The sequence below is a fragment of the Pseudoalteromonas sp. A22 genome (assembly GCF_018141345.1).
In the GTDB taxonomy this organism is placed as follows: Bacteria; Pseudomonadota; Gammaproteobacteria; order Enterobacterales; family Alteromonadaceae; genus Pseudoalteromonas; species Pseudoalteromonas maricaloris.
Map to the genome: position 1 here is coordinate 741,989 of NZ_CP047237.1, position 15,457 is coordinate 757,445.

At 42.3% G+C, this 15,457-nt stretch carries 15 protein-coding genes and 6 pseudogenes; 15 read left to right on the forward strand and 6 right to left on the reverse strand.

Annotated elements, in window-relative coordinates; all coding sequences use genetic code 11:
• Positions 1–338: 338 nt before the first annotated feature.
• Positions 339–452: pseudogene (locus GSF04_RS23265) on the reverse strand (IS3 family transposase); the annotation flags it as partial.
• Positions 453–985: 533 nt separating this feature from the next.
• A complete protein-coding gene (locus GSF04_RS02825) occupies positions 986–1,453 on the reverse strand; it encodes a hypothetical protein (protein ID WP_039496664.1) in 468 nt (155 codons plus the stop codon).
• 224 nt (positions 1,454–1,677) lie between these two features.
• Between GSF04_RS02825 and GSF04_RS02830 the strand changes: the two are divergent.
• The 7 genes and pseudogenes from GSF04_RS02830 to GSF04_RS02865 form a co-directional block, all read left to right on the forward strand.
• Positions 1,678–1,863: pseudogene (locus GSF04_RS02830) on the forward strand (transposase family protein); the annotation flags it as partial.
• A 94-nt stretch (positions 1,864–1,957) separates the two neighbouring features.
• A pseudogene (locus GSF04_RS02835) lies at positions 1,958–2,313 on the forward strand (transposase); the annotation flags it as partial.
• An 86-nt stretch (positions 2,314–2,399) separates the two neighbouring features.
• A pseudogene (locus tag GSF04_RS02840) lies at positions 2,400–2,737 on the forward strand (transposase); the annotation flags it as partial.
• Between the two features lie 59 nt (positions 2,738–2,796).
• A pseudogene (locus tag GSF04_RS02850) lies at positions 2,797–3,755 on the forward strand (IS3 family transposase); the annotation flags it as partial.
• Between the two features lie 192 nt (positions 3,756–3,947).
• Positions 3,948–5,000, forward strand: a complete 1,053-nt coding sequence (locus GSF04_RS02855; protein WP_211856492.1) for an IS110 family transposase — start codon at positions 3,948–3,950, stop codon at positions 4,998–5,000.
• A gap of 18 nt (positions 5,001–5,018) precedes the next feature.
• Positions 5,019–5,171, forward strand: a pseudogene (locus GSF04_RS02860) (integrase core domain-containing protein); the annotation flags it as partial.
• A 98-nt stretch (positions 5,172–5,269) separates the two neighbouring features.
• On the forward strand, positions 5,270–6,310 hold the full coding sequence (locus GSF04_RS02865) for an IS481 family transposase (protein ID WP_211856494.1): 1,041 nt from the start codon (positions 5,270–5,272) through the stop codon (positions 6,308–6,310).
• Positions 6,311–6,359: 49 nt separating this feature from the next.
• On the opposite strand, the gene GSF04_RS02870 is transcribed toward GSF04_RS02865, so the two are convergent.
• Positions 6,360–6,623, reverse strand: a complete 264-nt coding sequence (locus GSF04_RS02870) for a hypothetical protein (RefSeq protein ID WP_211856495.1) — start codon at positions 6,621–6,623, stop codon at positions 6,360–6,362.
• A 249-nt stretch (positions 6,624–6,872) separates the two neighbouring features.
• Between GSF04_RS02870 and GSF04_RS02875 the strand changes: the two genes are divergently transcribed.
• Together GSF04_RS02875 and GSF04_RS02880 are read left to right on the forward strand one after the other, a co-directional pair.
• A complete protein-coding gene (locus GSF04_RS02875; RefSeq protein ID WP_069022850.1) occupies positions 6,873–8,012 on the forward strand; it encodes a S8 family serine peptidase in 1,140 nt (379 codons plus the stop codon).
• Positions 8,013–8,173: 161 nt separating this feature from the next.
• Complete coding sequence (locus GSF04_RS02880; protein WP_211856496.1) at positions 8,174–8,863, forward strand: DUF4386 family protein; 690 nt, start codon at positions 8,174–8,176, stop codon at positions 8,861–8,863.
• A 70-nt stretch (positions 8,864–8,933) separates the two neighbouring features.
• On the opposite strand, the gene GSF04_RS02885 is transcribed toward GSF04_RS02880, so the two are convergent.
• The 3 genes from GSF04_RS02885 to GSF04_RS02895 are packed head-to-tail and all read right to left on the reverse strand — an operon-like array spanning position 8,934 to position 11,123.
• Positions 8,934–9,338: a lysozyme inhibitor LprI family protein gene (locus GSF04_RS02885; protein ID WP_211856497.1), complete on the reverse strand. Its 405-nt coding sequence runs from the start codon at positions 9,336–9,338 to the stop codon at positions 8,934–8,936.
• 17 nt (positions 9,339–9,355) lie between these two features.
• Positions 9,356–9,673 carry a hypothetical protein gene (locus GSF04_RS02890; protein ID WP_211856498.1) on the reverse strand — a complete coding sequence of 106 codons (318 nt, stop codon included), beginning with the start codon at positions 9,671–9,673 and terminating at the stop codon, positions 9,356–9,358.
• Entirely contained in the window at positions 9,666–11,123 is a 1,458-nt protein-coding gene (locus GSF04_RS02895) for a PLP-dependent aminotransferase family protein (RefSeq protein ID WP_211856499.1), read from the reverse strand. Before GSF04_RS02895 ends, GSF04_RS02890 begins: the two co-directional genes overlap by 8 nt.
• Positions 11,124–11,218: 95 nt before the next feature.
• Here GSF04_RS02895 and GSF04_RS02900 point away from each other — a divergent pair, with 95 nt between their 5' ends.
• From GSF04_RS02900 to GSF04_RS02925, 6 genes are all read left to right on the forward strand, one after another.
• Positions 11,219–11,794 (forward strand): GNAT family protein, encoded by a 576-nt coding sequence (locus tag GSF04_RS02900; protein WP_211856500.1) that lies wholly within the window; start codon positions 11,219–11,221, stop codon positions 11,792–11,794.
• Positions 11,791–12,372 (forward strand): FMN-binding negative transcriptional regulator, encoded by a 582-nt coding sequence (locus tag GSF04_RS02905; RefSeq protein ID WP_211856501.1) that lies wholly within the window; start codon positions 11,791–11,793, stop codon positions 12,370–12,372. The genes GSF04_RS02900 and GSF04_RS02905 overlap by 4 nt, the downstream gene beginning before the upstream one ends.
• Positions 12,373–12,443: 71 nt before the next feature.
• Positions 12,444–13,457, forward strand: coding sequence for a DUF5924 family protein (locus GSF04_RS02910; protein WP_211857484.1), 1,014 nt, complete (start codon positions 12,444–12,446; stop codon positions 13,455–13,457).
• Positions 13,458–13,556: 99 nt separating this feature from the next.
• Positions 13,557–14,000: a DUF2000 domain-containing protein gene (locus tag GSF04_RS02915; protein ID WP_211856503.1), complete on the forward strand. Its 444-nt coding sequence runs from the start codon at positions 13,557–13,559 to the stop codon at positions 13,998–14,000.
• A gap of 52 nt (positions 14,001–14,052) precedes the next feature.
• On the forward strand, positions 14,053–14,610 hold the full coding sequence (locus tag GSF04_RS02920; protein ID WP_211856504.1) for a hypothetical protein: 558 nt from the start codon (positions 14,053–14,055) through the stop codon (positions 14,608–14,610).
• A 140-nt stretch (positions 14,611–14,750) separates the two neighbouring features.
• A complete protein-coding gene (locus tag GSF04_RS02925) occupies positions 14,751–15,128 on the forward strand; it encodes a hypothetical protein (RefSeq protein ID WP_211856505.1) in 378 nt (125 codons plus the stop codon).
• Positions 15,129–15,457 lie beyond the last annotated feature (329 nt).

The following is a 15,457-nucleotide window of genomic DNA, read 5'->3' on the forward strand; positions in this document are numbered from 1 at the left end:
TACCCATGTTTTAGGTTGGTTAGGTCTCTCCACCTTATCTACTTCATCATTAAGAATCTTATATAGCAACGGTATTCTCAACTTAACCATTGGGCTAGTTTTCAAAAATCAATTCGGTCAATCCTTCTCTCTGTAGTAGTTGACCAATTCCACACAGTAAATTAAGTTTTTCTTCTGCTACAGCTGGAGCTTGAATCTCGTTATAAAACTATGCGACCTTCCCAGTTGTAATAGTTCACCAAGTAAATGCTAACATCTTGCTCACCTTATTTAAATGCAACATAGCTCCTCTAAGCTTGCCTCTTTGTTAATATGCTCTATCTAATAGCATCTGGCTTTTCTGAAATCGCCCACCCGACAACTCGCTTCGCGTATAAATCAATGTCTACTGCAATATCTCCACACCACATTTGATTTGGATTTTGCAGCTCGAACTCTCGATTTAACAGGTTTGATATATCAGAACGTTCATTCAGCGCTACTTTATTAGTGTGTGCTCCTGTTCTTTTTTGACACAAGTTGCACATCACGCGTTACCCGCCTGACCTTAATTAAACCAGCATCAATATCTAAATCCGTAAGCATTACTGAAAGTTTACGACTATCCGCAAAGCCTCGACTGAGGTTGAAGCAAGTATCTAGTTGTGCTCTAAGTTCAATCTCTTTGACGTTGATTCTGGTTTTAACCTCTTGAATCTCTTGTTGCTCGGGAGCAAAACTTTGTACTTAGGCGTTTCACCGTCGCGTTCAAGCCTAAGTTGTTGCCTCAGCACTTTAAAACGATTTCACCTACATCCAAAAAGTGACATGCATCTCGGAGAAAGTAGCCTTTATCCAAAAATAAACAAGCTGCTTCAAGTTTAACTTCTTTACTAAATGTTCGACACTTTTTTGCCATCCGATACCTTTAGTCGAATGCTAATGATATCCTCTAAAATAGTGTCCAAGTTCATTGAACTACAACAAAGTGTAAAAGAGCTGCTGCTTATTCATGATATTTACGAATTACAGCAACCTTGTCATCTTCAATTTCTAGCACTTCCATCATGGTTTGGCTATACTCAATTGGCCGTTTGGTTTCAGGGTGGATACCTTTCGCATAGTTTTTGTATCTAATTGCTATCGCTGAGCTGTTGAATACAAATACATCTAAGAGTTCGGCACTGTAATTCGTGTGCGCACCTAAATAAAACATCATGCCTTTTCGCTTAAGAGCTTTTCCATTCGGTTGCCGTGAATCGTCAGTTACCCAAGGTAAATGAGAATGACCCACATCATCTGTCAGTAACGCTAAGTAAGCCTCAATTTCTTTCTCGCTCGCTGTTGGTGCTTGAGTAGCGGTCATTTTATCAAAATACTGCTGTGCGAAATCTTTCAAATTAAGTTGTGATTCTTGAGCGGAGCATGTTGCAACAAATGCGAATGAAAGTATTATTGCGAGAGTTGCTTTCATTGTGTGATTCCTTCTTCTTGAAAATGTTAGATGATAGCTCCCTCTACTATGGACTTGTATATAAAATTTTCAATACATTATAAAATAATTTTTGTACTTTAATTGCAGCGATCATAGAAAGATGTGGAATAATCACGGCAGGATCGCACTTTGTAAAAAGGCTTTAACACCCGGTCTTTTTCTGATCTAATAACGCCCACATTATCACTATCTACTTGTTAATTATGTCGTTATTTAGCCACCTTGAACTTGTTGAAGATAAGTATCCTTCTATCAATCTACATCATGATCTTGCTGATGTTTTATTTCTTATCATCTCGGCAGTTTTATCTGGTTGTGAAGGCTGGAAAGATCTCGAGGTGTTCGGGCACAGTAAACTGCCCTCGCTCAGGCAGTTCCGAGCATTTAGAACACCAAATCGCTAACACCCACCACTAATTTGCACCTTCTAAAGATATCACCTAAGCTTTAACTCTGCACTCAAAGGATTGAAGAAACCAAACTATGGCAACTGCCCGTAAAAGACAAATCAGTTTAACCGACACCAAATACTACCACTGTATCTCCCGTTGCGTAAGGCGCGCCTTTCTGTGCGGTGAAGATAAATTTACCGGAAAATCATATGAGCACCGCCGAGATTGGGTTGAAGAAAAGCTCCTGATGTTGGGGTCTGTGTTTTGTATTGATATCTGTGCTTATGCTGTGATGAGTAATCACACTCACATTGTTTTATATGTTGATGATAGAAAGGCTAACGCCTGTCGGATGAAGCGATTGTCATACGATGGCACAAGTTGTTTAAAGATAATTGGATAAGCCAAAAATTTATTGAAGGTGAGCCACTCAGTGAGTCGGAGCAGTTTATGAAGAAATGCAAAAGTTAGACGTCAATATTAAAAATGTAGAGGCACAATTTAAGCAGTTTAATGAACAGAGCCAAGCTGCTCAAATTATCCAATCCATCCCCGGAATTGGGATTATCAACGCATCGGCATTGAGTGCCACAATAGATAAAGGACAAGCATTTTCTAATAAAAAGGAGTTGGCTGTGTGGCTTGGGATCACACCACGTCAATATGCTTCGGGTGAAACCAATAAGATGGGAGGGATCACCAAACGAGGTGATCGTTATCTAAGAAAGCAACTCATTCATGGTGCCCGTACAGTGGTCAATCATGCGCACAAAAAGCAGGATGATTTAAACAAATGGATCAATGCATTGGTAGAACGTCGCGGTAAAAATAAAGCGGTGGTGGCCACGGCCCACCGATTGGCTTGTTGTGGTTCAATAAACCCGGACACTATTTTAGGTGGTATCATTACCACTCAACTAGAGGTGCCCAATGGCAAGAAAACGTCGAACATTTAGTAAAGAATTCAAACTTGAAGCAGCTTGTTTAGTTTTAGATAAAGGCTACTCCCTCCAAGATGCATGTCACTCTTTGGATATTGGTGAAACCGCCTTAAGGCGCTGGGTACAACAGCTTGAGGGTGAACGAAACGGTGAAACGCCTACGTCTAAAGCGTTGACCCCTGAACAGCAAAAGATTCAAGAGCTTGAAGCCAGGATCAATCGCTTAGAGCGAGAAAAATCGATACTAAAAAAGGCTACAGCTCTCTTAATGTCAGAAGAAATGAACAATATTCGTTAATAGACCAATTAAGTGAGCACGAACCGGTAGAAATGGTCTGTAACGTCTTTGATATTGCTCGTTCAAGTTTTTATGACTATAAAAGACGTCGCAACATCATTGACGTCAATGAGATTAAGCTGAGAGCGCAACTAAACGCTTGCTTTAATCTCAGTCGAGGCGCTGCGGGTAGTCGTACACTCTTAGCAATGCTTGCAGATTTAGAGATTGAGGCTGGTTTATTCAAGGTCAGGCGGATAATGCGTGATATGCACCTTGTGTCGAAACAACCAGGACCACACGTTTATAAAGTAGCGGTGAATGAACGCCCTGATATACCAAACTCGTTAAATCGAGAGTTCGATGTGCAAAATCCAAATCAAGTGTGGTGTGGAGATATTACGTATATTTGGACTGGTCAGAAGTGGTCATACTTAGCAGTAGTTATTGATTTATACGCGCGGCGAGTTGTCGGGTGGGCGATGTCAGAAAAGCCATATACTGCATTAACTATCAAAGCATTAGATAGAGCATATGAACAAAGAGGCAAACCTAGGGGAATTATGTTCCATTCTGATCAAGGCTGTCAGTACAGCTCAATTAAATTTAGGCAAAGACTATGGCGATATCAAATAACACAAAGTATGAGCCGCAGAGGAAATTGTTGGGACATAGATAATATACTTAGTCATACTGACAGTGAATATCTGACCCGTGCTGGGATTGATCAAATATCTTTGTGTTGACCTGTCGATATTCATTAGTCAGTAATTTCATTATATTCAGTATCAGTGACCTAATAGGAGCATTGTATTGCAACATCTGTGTCCAGTCCTGTTACTGAGACTGTGAGGACTGAGGATATGAATCGCAATGACATTTCTAACAATTTAACATTAGGTGTCGATACTCATTTAGATAACCATGTTGCTGTACTCGTTAATGATATTGGTCAAGTTGTCGACACCCAAGAGTTTACTGTAAATTCAACCGGCTATAGCCAACTGTACAAATGGTGCAAGTCATTTGGAACGGTGAACCAAGCTGGATTAGAAGGAACTGGCACATATGGTGCTGGCTTATGTAAGTTCTTACAAGAGCAAAAGGTTACTGTTTTTGAAGTTAACCGCCCTAATCGCGCTATAAGAAGGTTAAGGGGGAAATCGGATCCAACGGATGCTGAAAGTGCGGCTCGTTCTGTATTAGCCAAAGAATCTACTGCAATCCCAAAATCTCATGATGGCATAGTTGAAGCAATGAGATTTTTAGTTGTCGCAAGGAAAAGCTCCGTAAAGTCTAAGACACAAGCTATTAATCAAATTCGAGCTTTACTTGTGACAGCACCAGAGCATATTCGTCAACAGTGTTATGTTCCTTCGAGCTATCGGTGCATTACTGCTTGTAAAACATTAGAAATGAACTCCGTAAACATACTTGAAGAAACATTAATATCAATGTTACAGCTGCTAGCAGAGCGATGGATGATGCTATCACAAGAGCTAAAAACAATTGATAAGAAACTTAAAGCTTTAACCAACTCAGCAGCTTCAACATTACTAGAGCAATATGGTGTTGGAAGCTATGTTGCAGCTACACTCCTTGTGGCTGCTGGTGACAACCCTGAGCGACTCAAGAAGGAATCATCATTTGCAGCCTTATGTGGAGTTAGTCCATTAGATGCATCTTCCGGTAAAAAGCAACGTCATAGGTTAAACAGAGGTGGAGCAAGAGATGCCAATAATGCACTTTGGACTGTAGCTTTGATTCGAATGCGTAATGATTTCAGAACAAGGAAATATGTAGAAAAGCGTTCATCAGAAGGGAAATCAAATAAAGAGATCCAGCGTTGTTTAAAACGCTATATTGCAAGAGAGTTATATCCAATAATAGTTTCTGATTTATCAAAGCTAACTTGACCTTGACATAGGAGCGTCAATGCCCCGATGGAGCGTTTATTTAGAAGTCTCAAAACGGAATGGCTTCCAAGTACAGGCTACAGTTCATTTAAAGAAGCTGAACAAGACGTTAGCTTTTACTTGATGAACTATTACAACTGGAGAAGGCCTCATAGTCATAACGTGAATTAGTTCTGACCAGACCTGACAATTCGATTTGAAAAATTGAGAGTTACCCGTTTTGATAAAGGTGTCGAATCTTTGTTCAAAACAACTAAGGAGTAACTCTCATGTTACATACTAACAATCCAATCATTAAACACAAAGCTGGTTTGCTCAATCTAGCTGAAGAGCTTGGAAACGTATCTAAAGCCTGCAAAATGATGGGGGTTTCGCGAGATACGTTTTATCGTTATCAAGAGCTCGTTGATGAAGGCGGTATTGATGCACTCATCGATAAATCGCGTAGAACACCAAACCTGAAGAACCGTGTAGATGAAGAGACTGAAAAAGCAGTTTGCACCTATGCGATTGAATTTCCAGCTCACGGGCAAGTCAGAGCTAGCAATGAGTTAAGAAAACAAGGCGTATTTGTTTCTGCCAGTGGCGTGCGGTCTGTTTGGTTGCGCCATGACTTGGAAAACTTTAAAAAGCGTCTGAAAGCGCTAGAGGCTAAAGTCGCCCAAGAAGGTCTCATTCTCACAGAATCCCAGGTAACAGCCCTTGAGAAGAAAAAACAGGACGATGAAGCCTGCGGCGAAATTGAGACTGAGCACCCAGGATATCTTGGTTCACAGGATACTTTTTATGTTGGAAACCTAAAGGGAGTTGGCCGTATATATCAGCAAACTTTTGTTGATACATATTGCAAAGTTGCGTTTGCAAAGCTCTACACCACTAAAACACCGATCACAGCAGCAGATCTACTGAATGATAGAGTTTTGCCTTACTTTGAGCAGCACGAACTACCTATGCTACGGATCCTCACTGATCGTGGAACTGAGTACTGCGGTAAGGTTGAGCACCATGATTATCAGCTTTATCTAGCGATCAACGATATAGACCATACCAAAACCAAGGCAATGTCGCCGCAGACAAACGGTATCTGCGAACGCTTCCACAAAACGATACTTCAAGAGTTTTATCAAGTGACATTTCGCAAAAAGTTATACAGCTCTCTGGAAGAACTCCAAAAGGATCTGGACGAGTGGATAAATTACTACAATAATGACCGAACTCATCAAGGAAAAAAATGCTGTGGTAGAACGCCATTTGAAACATTATTAGATGGGAAATCGATCTGGGTTGAAAAGAATTTAGCCCAAATCTAGGCAGAATCTAGGCTGACAGTCACCGATTGAAAAACGGGTAACTGTCAGGTCAAGTCTGAGCTAGTACACATAACGATATGCAAGCTCCAGCAGTAGCAGAAGAAAAACTTAATTCACTGTCCGGAATTAGTTGACCACTACAAGCAACTGAGCGTCCATATATGTCACTTATTTTTTCCTTGTGGGTGTCACTTATTTTTCTCCTTATTTTTTCTTTTATTTTTTCCTTTCCAATCCCCCCATTCATTAATGTATTAAGTAATCTGAGCTGCGGGTGATTAAGGCAAATTTTAAATACAATAAGTTTGCTCATTCTTCATCCAATCTCAAGTTAAGTACTAGAATGCAGCCCAATACTAACAACACACCCACTCCAATACAGCGCATAAACTCAACTTGATTGGATAAGTTAAAATCAAAATACTACTCATTTATGCACCTAAATAGGAAAAAGTAGATATTTTTTTCGTTCTACCTTTGACAATTATTAATATACAGCTAACTTTGTTACCAACCTGTTTCAAAGGTTAATTTTAAAATAATTATAAATAGGAACAATAAGATGAAAAAAACACTACTTACTTTGTCCATCATGTCGACGTTTGGTGCTACTACCGTTTTTGCACAAGATGCAACGTATCAAGGAGCAGCCGTGGATGCCGAAATTGCGAATACCTGCATCGTGCGTTTTAAAGATGATGTTTCAAAGTTTGATGTTGAAGGTAAAGCGCGTGGCATGGTCGCAAAAGCGAATGCACAAGCGAAACATGTCTATAAAAATACCATTAAAGGCATGGCCGTGAACATGAGCTGTGACAAAGCTAAATCCGCGTTTGCAGGAAATAGCGATGTGATGCGCTTTACTCCCGATGGTAAAGTGTATGCAAGCCCGGCAAAAGCAAAGGGAAAACCAGGTGGTGGTAGTAACCCACAAACAACACCTTGGAGCGTAACGCGTGTTGGCGGTCCTGTGAATGGCAACGGTTATACCGCTTGGGTGATTGATACTGGTATCGACTTAGATCATCAAGATTTAAACGTTGACGCAAGCCGCGGTTTCTCTGCTTTTTCTAGCGGTAGAAATGCAGGTATGGACGACGGCAACGGTCACGGCACACACGTAGCGGGTACGATTGGCGCGCTCGATAACGATATTGATGTAGTGGGTGTTGCAGCGGGCACCACTGTAGTTCCAGTAAAAGTGTTAGATGCTCGTGGCTCAGGCAGCTGGTCAGGTGTTTTAGCTGGTGTCGATCACGTTGCGGTCAATGCAAGTCCTGGCGACTGCGCAAATATGAGCTTGGGTGGCGGCTTCAACCAAGAGCTAAATGATGCTGTTGAAAGCGCAGCTCAACAATCTGGTGCTTTCTTTGTGGTAGCCGCTGGTAACGAAAGCCAGCACGCGGCAAATGTATCTCCAGCTAGTGCTTCACACAACCGTGTATTCACTATTTCAGCGACCGATTCAAATGACCGTTTTGCAAGCTTTTCAAACTATGGCAACCCACCTGTAGACTATGCAGCTCCTGGTGTTGGCATTTTATCACTGAAAAATGGTGGTGGAACAACAACGATGTCAGGCACTTCAATGGCTTCACCTGCGGCCTGTGCTGTGATCATGATGCGAAATGGTAACCCAGGTACTGATGGTAAAGCATCGAACGATCCTGATGGCAATGCAGATAGCATCGTTCATCTTTAATATGGCTTAGAGAGCACCTAGTGGTGCTCTTCTCCTCTTCCGAATCCCCTTCCCTGCTCAATAAACTATTGTTACAAATAAACACGCCCTATTCTGGAGCTGACCCTTAATATGTTGCTAAACTGAGCACAACAATAACAATCAAATTAACTGGAATCGCTATGTCATTACAAAAATGGGGAGGTGTCGCAGCACTCACAGAAGCGGCGACTTATTTATTTGGTTTTGTTTTATTTTTTGGGGTGTTGGACTCTAGTGAGCACAATACGCCAACGCTTTATCTAGATTTTTTTGTGCAAAATCGCGATACCTTTTTTCTTGGTTATATCGTTATTGGGATTATTTTCAGTTTTTCCCTGATTGTGTTGGTGCAAGCAATTCATCAACGCTTTCACACAATGTCACCTGACTGTATGAAGTTTGCTAGCATTGTGGGCTATATTTGGGCGGCGATTGTCCTTGCCAGTACCATGGTTTTTTTAACCAGCATTGAAGCGATTGCAAAATTTCATGAGATGGATCCGGCGCTTGCATTAACGATCAATCGCACCGTTTCGATAGTGGTAGATGCACTTGGCGGTGGCATTGAATTGGTTGGCGCGATTTGGGTGCTTACAATCAGTTGCGTCGGTCTCAAACATAAAATATTTAGCCCACTGCTTCATTATTGGGGTTTGCTTGTGAGTCTAGCAGGGGTTTTAACTTTATTTTCAGGTTTATCTTTCCTTGCCAAGAACCCATTTTTTGAGATTACTACGGCTATATTTGGTCTCGGACAAATCCTATGGTTTATTGGATTAGGCGTGATGCTATTGAGGAATAAGACATCATCAGTGGTCGCTCCCGACTAAGTTAGGCACAACCACTGCAGGAATAATATCCCCAAGAGGCGATTGAAAAGTTATCGCCAAAACCACGCGTTTACTCAGGTTCTGGCAGCACAGGAGGCGTACTATCCATATAAGTCAAAAAGTTAGCCCAAAGAGTATGGGTTCTGGTTTTAACTAACTCCTTACGACATTCGAGTGCCATCACACCACGAATAGTACCTTCTCGCCATTGGGTATATACCGCGCCACAGTGTGCATCGAGATAGCTTTGCCACGCCAACTGCGAAGCTTTAATCGCTTCCACCAGTTGCTCATCAAAGGCATTATGCTCAAGGCTTTTTTGGTAGTAACGTTCAAGTGTTTCAGTTCTGACGTTAAGCTCGCTCATTGCACACTCGTTGATGTCTATGGTTGAGATAGGATTTTCACACACATCTCCTCCCGCCAACGTGATTTGGCTATGTAATAAAAACAATGCGGCAGCTATTAGTCTCATGGTATTTCCTTTTGTGTTTAACCTTTAATGAGTTTCAGCATATTACCGATGGAATCGAGGTTAATTCCACCCATCAGCTCTGGATTATTCAACGCATAGAGGTAATCATCTATCAAGGTGCAGTCAACCTCGTCACGCAGTTCAATAAACCCAGCCCAATTTTCGAGGTCATCTTCGTCGATTTCACCACTGAGATATTTTGCCAATACCACACTTAACATCGCCTTGCTAATAGCAAGCGATACTGCACTGTTATCGCTCAATAGGATATTTAACGCCTGCGCTTTGTGTGGGCCGAATGTAACAAATTCGGCCAGTGCTTGTTGCTTATTCATGATTTTTCTCCAGCTCTGCGACCAAAGCAAATAACTCACTCAGCCCAGCTTGCTGATGCTCGACTTCTTGCGCCGCAAAGCCTAAGCGAATATGACTTAAACTACTAGCCTTATCGAGGGTAAATTCAGGCTCACATTGTACGTAAATCCCTTTTTCAAGCGCCTTTTCGGATAATCTCGAGACGTCGCGTTTGCTGTTTACCCAATACGCCATGCCGCCTTGTGGCATTTCAAAGTCGATATCTAATTTGGCTTTAAGCTCGCTAAGGTGCTGCCCCATCGCCTGATGGCGTACTTGATAGGCTTTGGTCATGCGGCGTAAATGGCGCTCAAATCCGCCCTCTTCCATCCAGTAAGCCACAGCCAACTGGGTAAGGGCATCATTTTTGTGATTAAGTAGCTGTTTACGTGCCACCAATTGCGCGAGCACATCTGCCCGTGCACTCATATAGCCCACACGAGCACCGGCAAACATGATTTTTGAGAAGGTAGAAATATAAATCACAATACCACTTGGGTCGCTTGCCGCCATAGGCTGCAACGGCGGGCAGAGATAATGAAACTCATGGTCGTAATCGTCTTCAATAATAAACACGCCATACTGCTGGCACAGCTGATAAATCGCCATGCGCCTCGGTACAGATAAAGTCACTGTAGTTGGATATTGATGTAGAGGAGTTAAGTACAGCAACTTCACCTTATTTTGTTCAAGGCAGCGTGCCAAGGCCTCCACTTTAATGCCTTCTGCGTCTTGTGCTAAAGCAAAAATTTCAGCACCTGCATTGGTAAAAGTATGCCGCGCAGGTGGATAGCCAAGCATTTCGATGGCAACACCATCACCTGGATTAATAAATGCGTTTGCCACCAAAAAAAGCGCTTCTTGGGAGCCATTACAAATCAGCAAGTCATCACATACTAGCCCCCTTGCTCGGCGCAAATACGCCTGAATTTGGGATTTCAGTAACTCGCACCCCGCAATGTCTGAATAGTGAAAATGACTGACATTGGTTTTGCGACACGCCTTTACCAAAAACCGCTTAAACTCATCATAGGGAAAGGCATGAAGATCTGGTAAGCCCCCTGCAAAACTATAGCGGTAGGCCGTACGCTTAGTGCTGCTCACTGGTGCCAATGTTTTAGCAAATTGCGGTACGATTTGTGGTGTAGAAGGCACCTCTGAAGTTATCTGTTGGCTACTGAAAATAGGCAATTCAGTATTGACTCGATAGCCGCTACGCTCTTTAACCACCAGCCAGCCTTCAGCTACCAGATTTTGTAGGGCATTCATCACAGTGTGCCGGTTCATACCATGTAACTCAGCCAGCTTTCGGGCGGAAGGAAGTTTGTCACCGGGTGTGAGCTTACCCTCAGTAATGGCGCAGCGTAAAACATCTGCTAAGCGTTTATGCTTAGCATCTTGAGACTGTATTTCTGGGCTAATAGAAATCAAAACTGGTCTAATTAAATTATTAAATCTGGTTGTTTTATATCAACCAAAATCAGCGCAATATGCAAGCATTAAAACACAGAATGAATGAAATATTGATGTTTTCAAAACAAACGCTAGAATCCAATCGCGTTAAGCTCATCCCACTTGAAGCCGCGCATTTACCTGAGTTATTGGCTCGAGGCAAAAAAACTGAGATCTGGAAATGGGTATTTAATAATTATTGTCGCGATCAAAAAACCATAGAGCAATGGTTTTACGGCTCTGCGCAGTTTGACGAAAGCGAACAACTGGTTGTTGCAATCATTGATAAAGACTCAGGTAAACTGGCTGGTAATAGCCGCTTGTTTAGACTTGATAAACTCAACCTAAGTGCCGAAATCGGCCACACTTTTATTGGTACTGAATTTCAACGCACGCATGTTAATACCCACGCCAAATACCTGTTGCTCAAATATGCCTTTGAAGCGATTGGATTGGTACGTGTGCAATTTCAAACGCATGAATGTAATCATAAGTCTCGTAATGCCATCGCACGCCTAGGTGCCCATTTTGAAGGCTTGTCGTTAAAAGATAGACGCCTGCCTGACGGAAGTTATCGTAATACGGCACGATTTGCCATCACCGACGAGATGTGGCCTGAAGTGAAAGCGAGGTTGGAGGAAAAGTTATGAGTTACCCAAGAAATTACTACGTTGAAAGCAATCCGAACATACTCAGATCTGTGATCACAAAACACCCGCTGGCTACGCTGACGGTGATACAGGAAGGCAAGATAAACACCGTTTTTGTACCGCTAACATTAAGTGATGACCATGCTTATTTACTTGGACACGCTACAAAAGATAACCCAATTTTCCACGCGGACGGTGTTATTCAAGCAGTTTTCCACTGTGAAGATCATTACCTCTCACCCGCAGTTATCTCTGACATTAAGCTCCCCACGTGGTTGTACGCAAATGTGATAGTTGAAGGTGAACTCGCGCTTATTACTACTGACGATGAAAAATACGCGTCAATGCAAGCGCAAATAACGCATTTTGAGCAGTTTTCAAATAGTGATTGGCAGCTTGATAGCGTGCCTGCCAATCAACGCCAATCGCTGTTTAACGCCATTAACTTTTTCAAGATTAAAATCAATACGATGCATGGCGCTTTTAAGTTAAGCCAAAACCAGTCGAGTGATATTCGCGAAAAAATCAAAATACATTTAACGCCATCCAAACCAATGTTAGCCAGTTATGTGTGTTAATTGCTAAACTCATACTGCATTCATGGTTGAAGTGCTTGAATCTTAAAGACCAGCAAGCAATTTCTATCTCAATGCGTTATTTCAAAAACCTAATAACAAAATTTATTTTGATGATGCAAAAGTGGCCCGGCCTGATGGCTGTGCTAGCTTTTTGTAGCGGTATAGCAAGCTTTATTTTGGTTGAACGGAAAGAGTCGTTTTCACAGATCATCGCTCTGCTTTTACTCACCAGTTGGCTGTGGCTTATTATTGATAACTGGCTTCGCGACCAAGTGGAGCAACGTTTTGGTATTGTGTTGTCACCCAACTTTATGCGCTTTGCCCTACAAATGGTGCAACAGGAAAGCCTATTCTTCGCACTGCCTTTTTTCTTGGCTGCCACGACATGGAATCATCCACAGGCCGCGTTTACCTGCTTAATTGCACTCTGCGCGTTTATCTCCGTTGTAGACCCGATATATTACAAAAAGCTAGCCCGGCACAATGTGCTGTTTATGGTATTCCACAATTTTGCTTTGTTTGTTGTGATTTCAGTTACGCTACCGATTTTGCTTAACCTGACAACTGACCAAAGTATACAAATAGCGCTAGTCACCGCTATTATTCTTACCCTACCGAGTCTTGGCAATGTTATGCCACACGCAAGATGGTGGCGTTTTCCCTTATTGGCTCTGCTGCTAAGTACACTTAGCGCTGGTTTGTGGCAGTTACGTAGCTGGGTTCCCCCGGCGGCCTTACGACTCACCGATATAGCACTGGCTTATGAGGTTGATAGGCAACAACGAAAACCGATGAATAGTATCCAACACCTCGATACCCACTCGCTTCACGAACAAGGCTTATACAGTTGGAGCGCGGTAAAAGCACCACGGGGACTAAACGAAAAGATCTTTCACGTGTGGGTACACAACAAACAAGTCGTTGACCGAATCCCCTTAAATATTAGCGGTGGACGCGAGGAAGGCTATCGTGCTTGGAGCCATAAAACCAACTTTCCCGCCGACTCAACAGGTAAGTGGGAGGTGCATGTTGTCACCAATTCAGGACAACTGATTGGCCTTACAAAATTTACTGTCTCTCCTTAGGAAAGTTTTAAGGAATTACAATCAATTATCGACACCGAAGCGCGGTGATCGCTTTATTATGATATGGTTAAGCGCCTCTTTTTTAACTCAAGGAAATCTATGACTGATTTTTCCGTTTTACCAGACGAAAACTCGAAGCGATTTGTTGCTGTGCTCAATAAGAAAGTTGAACTTGGTCGGCTTTTTAATGCGATTGGCCATATGACCGCTGGGCTCATTGACCAAATTGGTAATACCGATGAGCTCTGTTTTTTACCGTATCAAGACAAAGATGGCGGCATTCACCCATCGATTTCGCACTACCCTTTTATTGTGCTTAAAGCGGATAATAGTAATAAAATCAGAAAAGTGCGAGCAGAGCTTGAGGCTCGAAACATCCCCTTTACCGATTTTACAGATACCATGATTGTTGGCACATCCGAACAGCAAGTAAGCGCCACCGCTGAAACACCAGAACAAGACTTAGAGTACTTTGGCATTTGCATGTTTGGCGATAGCACAGAGCTTAAAGAATTTACTGGGAAATTCAGTTTGTTTAAATAGTAATAGGTTTATTTTCGGTCTTACTGATTTGGTTGTAATTTAGGTTTAATAGATGAAACTGCTTTCAAGTATTGCGCTGGTCATTGTTGTGTTACTAGTCACCCTAAATATGAGTAATTTGCCTTGGGAATTAAGATTTGCGGCTCCTCAGCATAATTACCTTTTCGTTATGATACTGGCCATCATCTTACCCGCTTCTGTGTTGCTGTGGTCGTTATTTCGACACACCAAGTTACTCAAAGTGTCTGGCTTCTTAGTCGCTTTGGCCGCAGCAGTGCCGAGTTTCATCGTATTTATCTTTGCCGCTGGTGATTATTCCGAGATCAAACGAAGCGGCGTTGACAACTCCTTTGCCGAACTTAATCGACTAAACATCAATGACGATAGCTATGTACTTTACCGAACCAACGGTGGTGCCACCACCTCATATGGTTTGGTTTTACGCTTAGAGCGAGAAATCGGGTTTGGTCTTCATGCGGTAAAGGTCGTTCATAGCAAATACAAAGCCGCAGAAGGTCAGCTGGAGTTGCTTTCTGAGAGCCAAATAAAAATGCAGATCCAGCCTTATGATGCGCAAGACCAAATGGAAGTGGTGGTGTTAGATATTTAAAATGCTTTCAAGGCCGCAGCGTAAAGCACATGATAAAAGCGACAAGATCACTGTGTAAAACAGCTCCTACTGCGTAGCGTAAATAGGCTTGTAGGAGGCGATTTACCCGCCGAGGGTTTATGTTTTCCAACGAATTTTTGATGAAGAAATCCCCTCATCTCACCAGCCAAAAATTCAATATAAAAACAACAAGATCGCTGTGTGAAACAGCTCCTCCCTGTAGTGAAGTCATGCTTGCAGGAGGCGATTCATTCGCCGAGCAGTTTATGTTTTCCAACGAATTTTTGATGAAGAAATTCCCTCATCTCACCGGCCAAAAATCCAATATAAAAACAACAAGATCGCTGTGTGAAACAGCTCCTCCCTGTAGTGAAGTCATGCTTGTAGGAGGCGATTCATTCGCCGAGCAGTTTATGTTTTCCAACGAATTTTTGATGAAGAAATTCCCTCATCTCACCGGCCAAAAATCCAATATAAAAACAACAAGATCGCTGTGTAAAACAGCTCCTACTCGGTAGTGAAGTCATACTTGTAGGAGGCGATTCACTCGCCGAGCAGTTTATGTTTTCCAACGAATTTTTAATGAAGAAATCCCCTCATCTCACCAGCCAAAAATCCAATATAAAAACAACAAGATCGCTGTGTAAAACAGCTCCTACTACGTAGCGTAAATAGGCGTGTAGGAGGCGATTCACTCGCCGAGCAGTTTATGTTTTCCAACGAATTTTTGATGAAGAAATCCCCTCATCTCACCAGCCAAAAATTCAATATAAAAACAACAAGATCGCTGTGTAAAACAGCTCCTACTGTGTAGCGTAAATACGTGTGTAGGAGGCGATTCACTCGC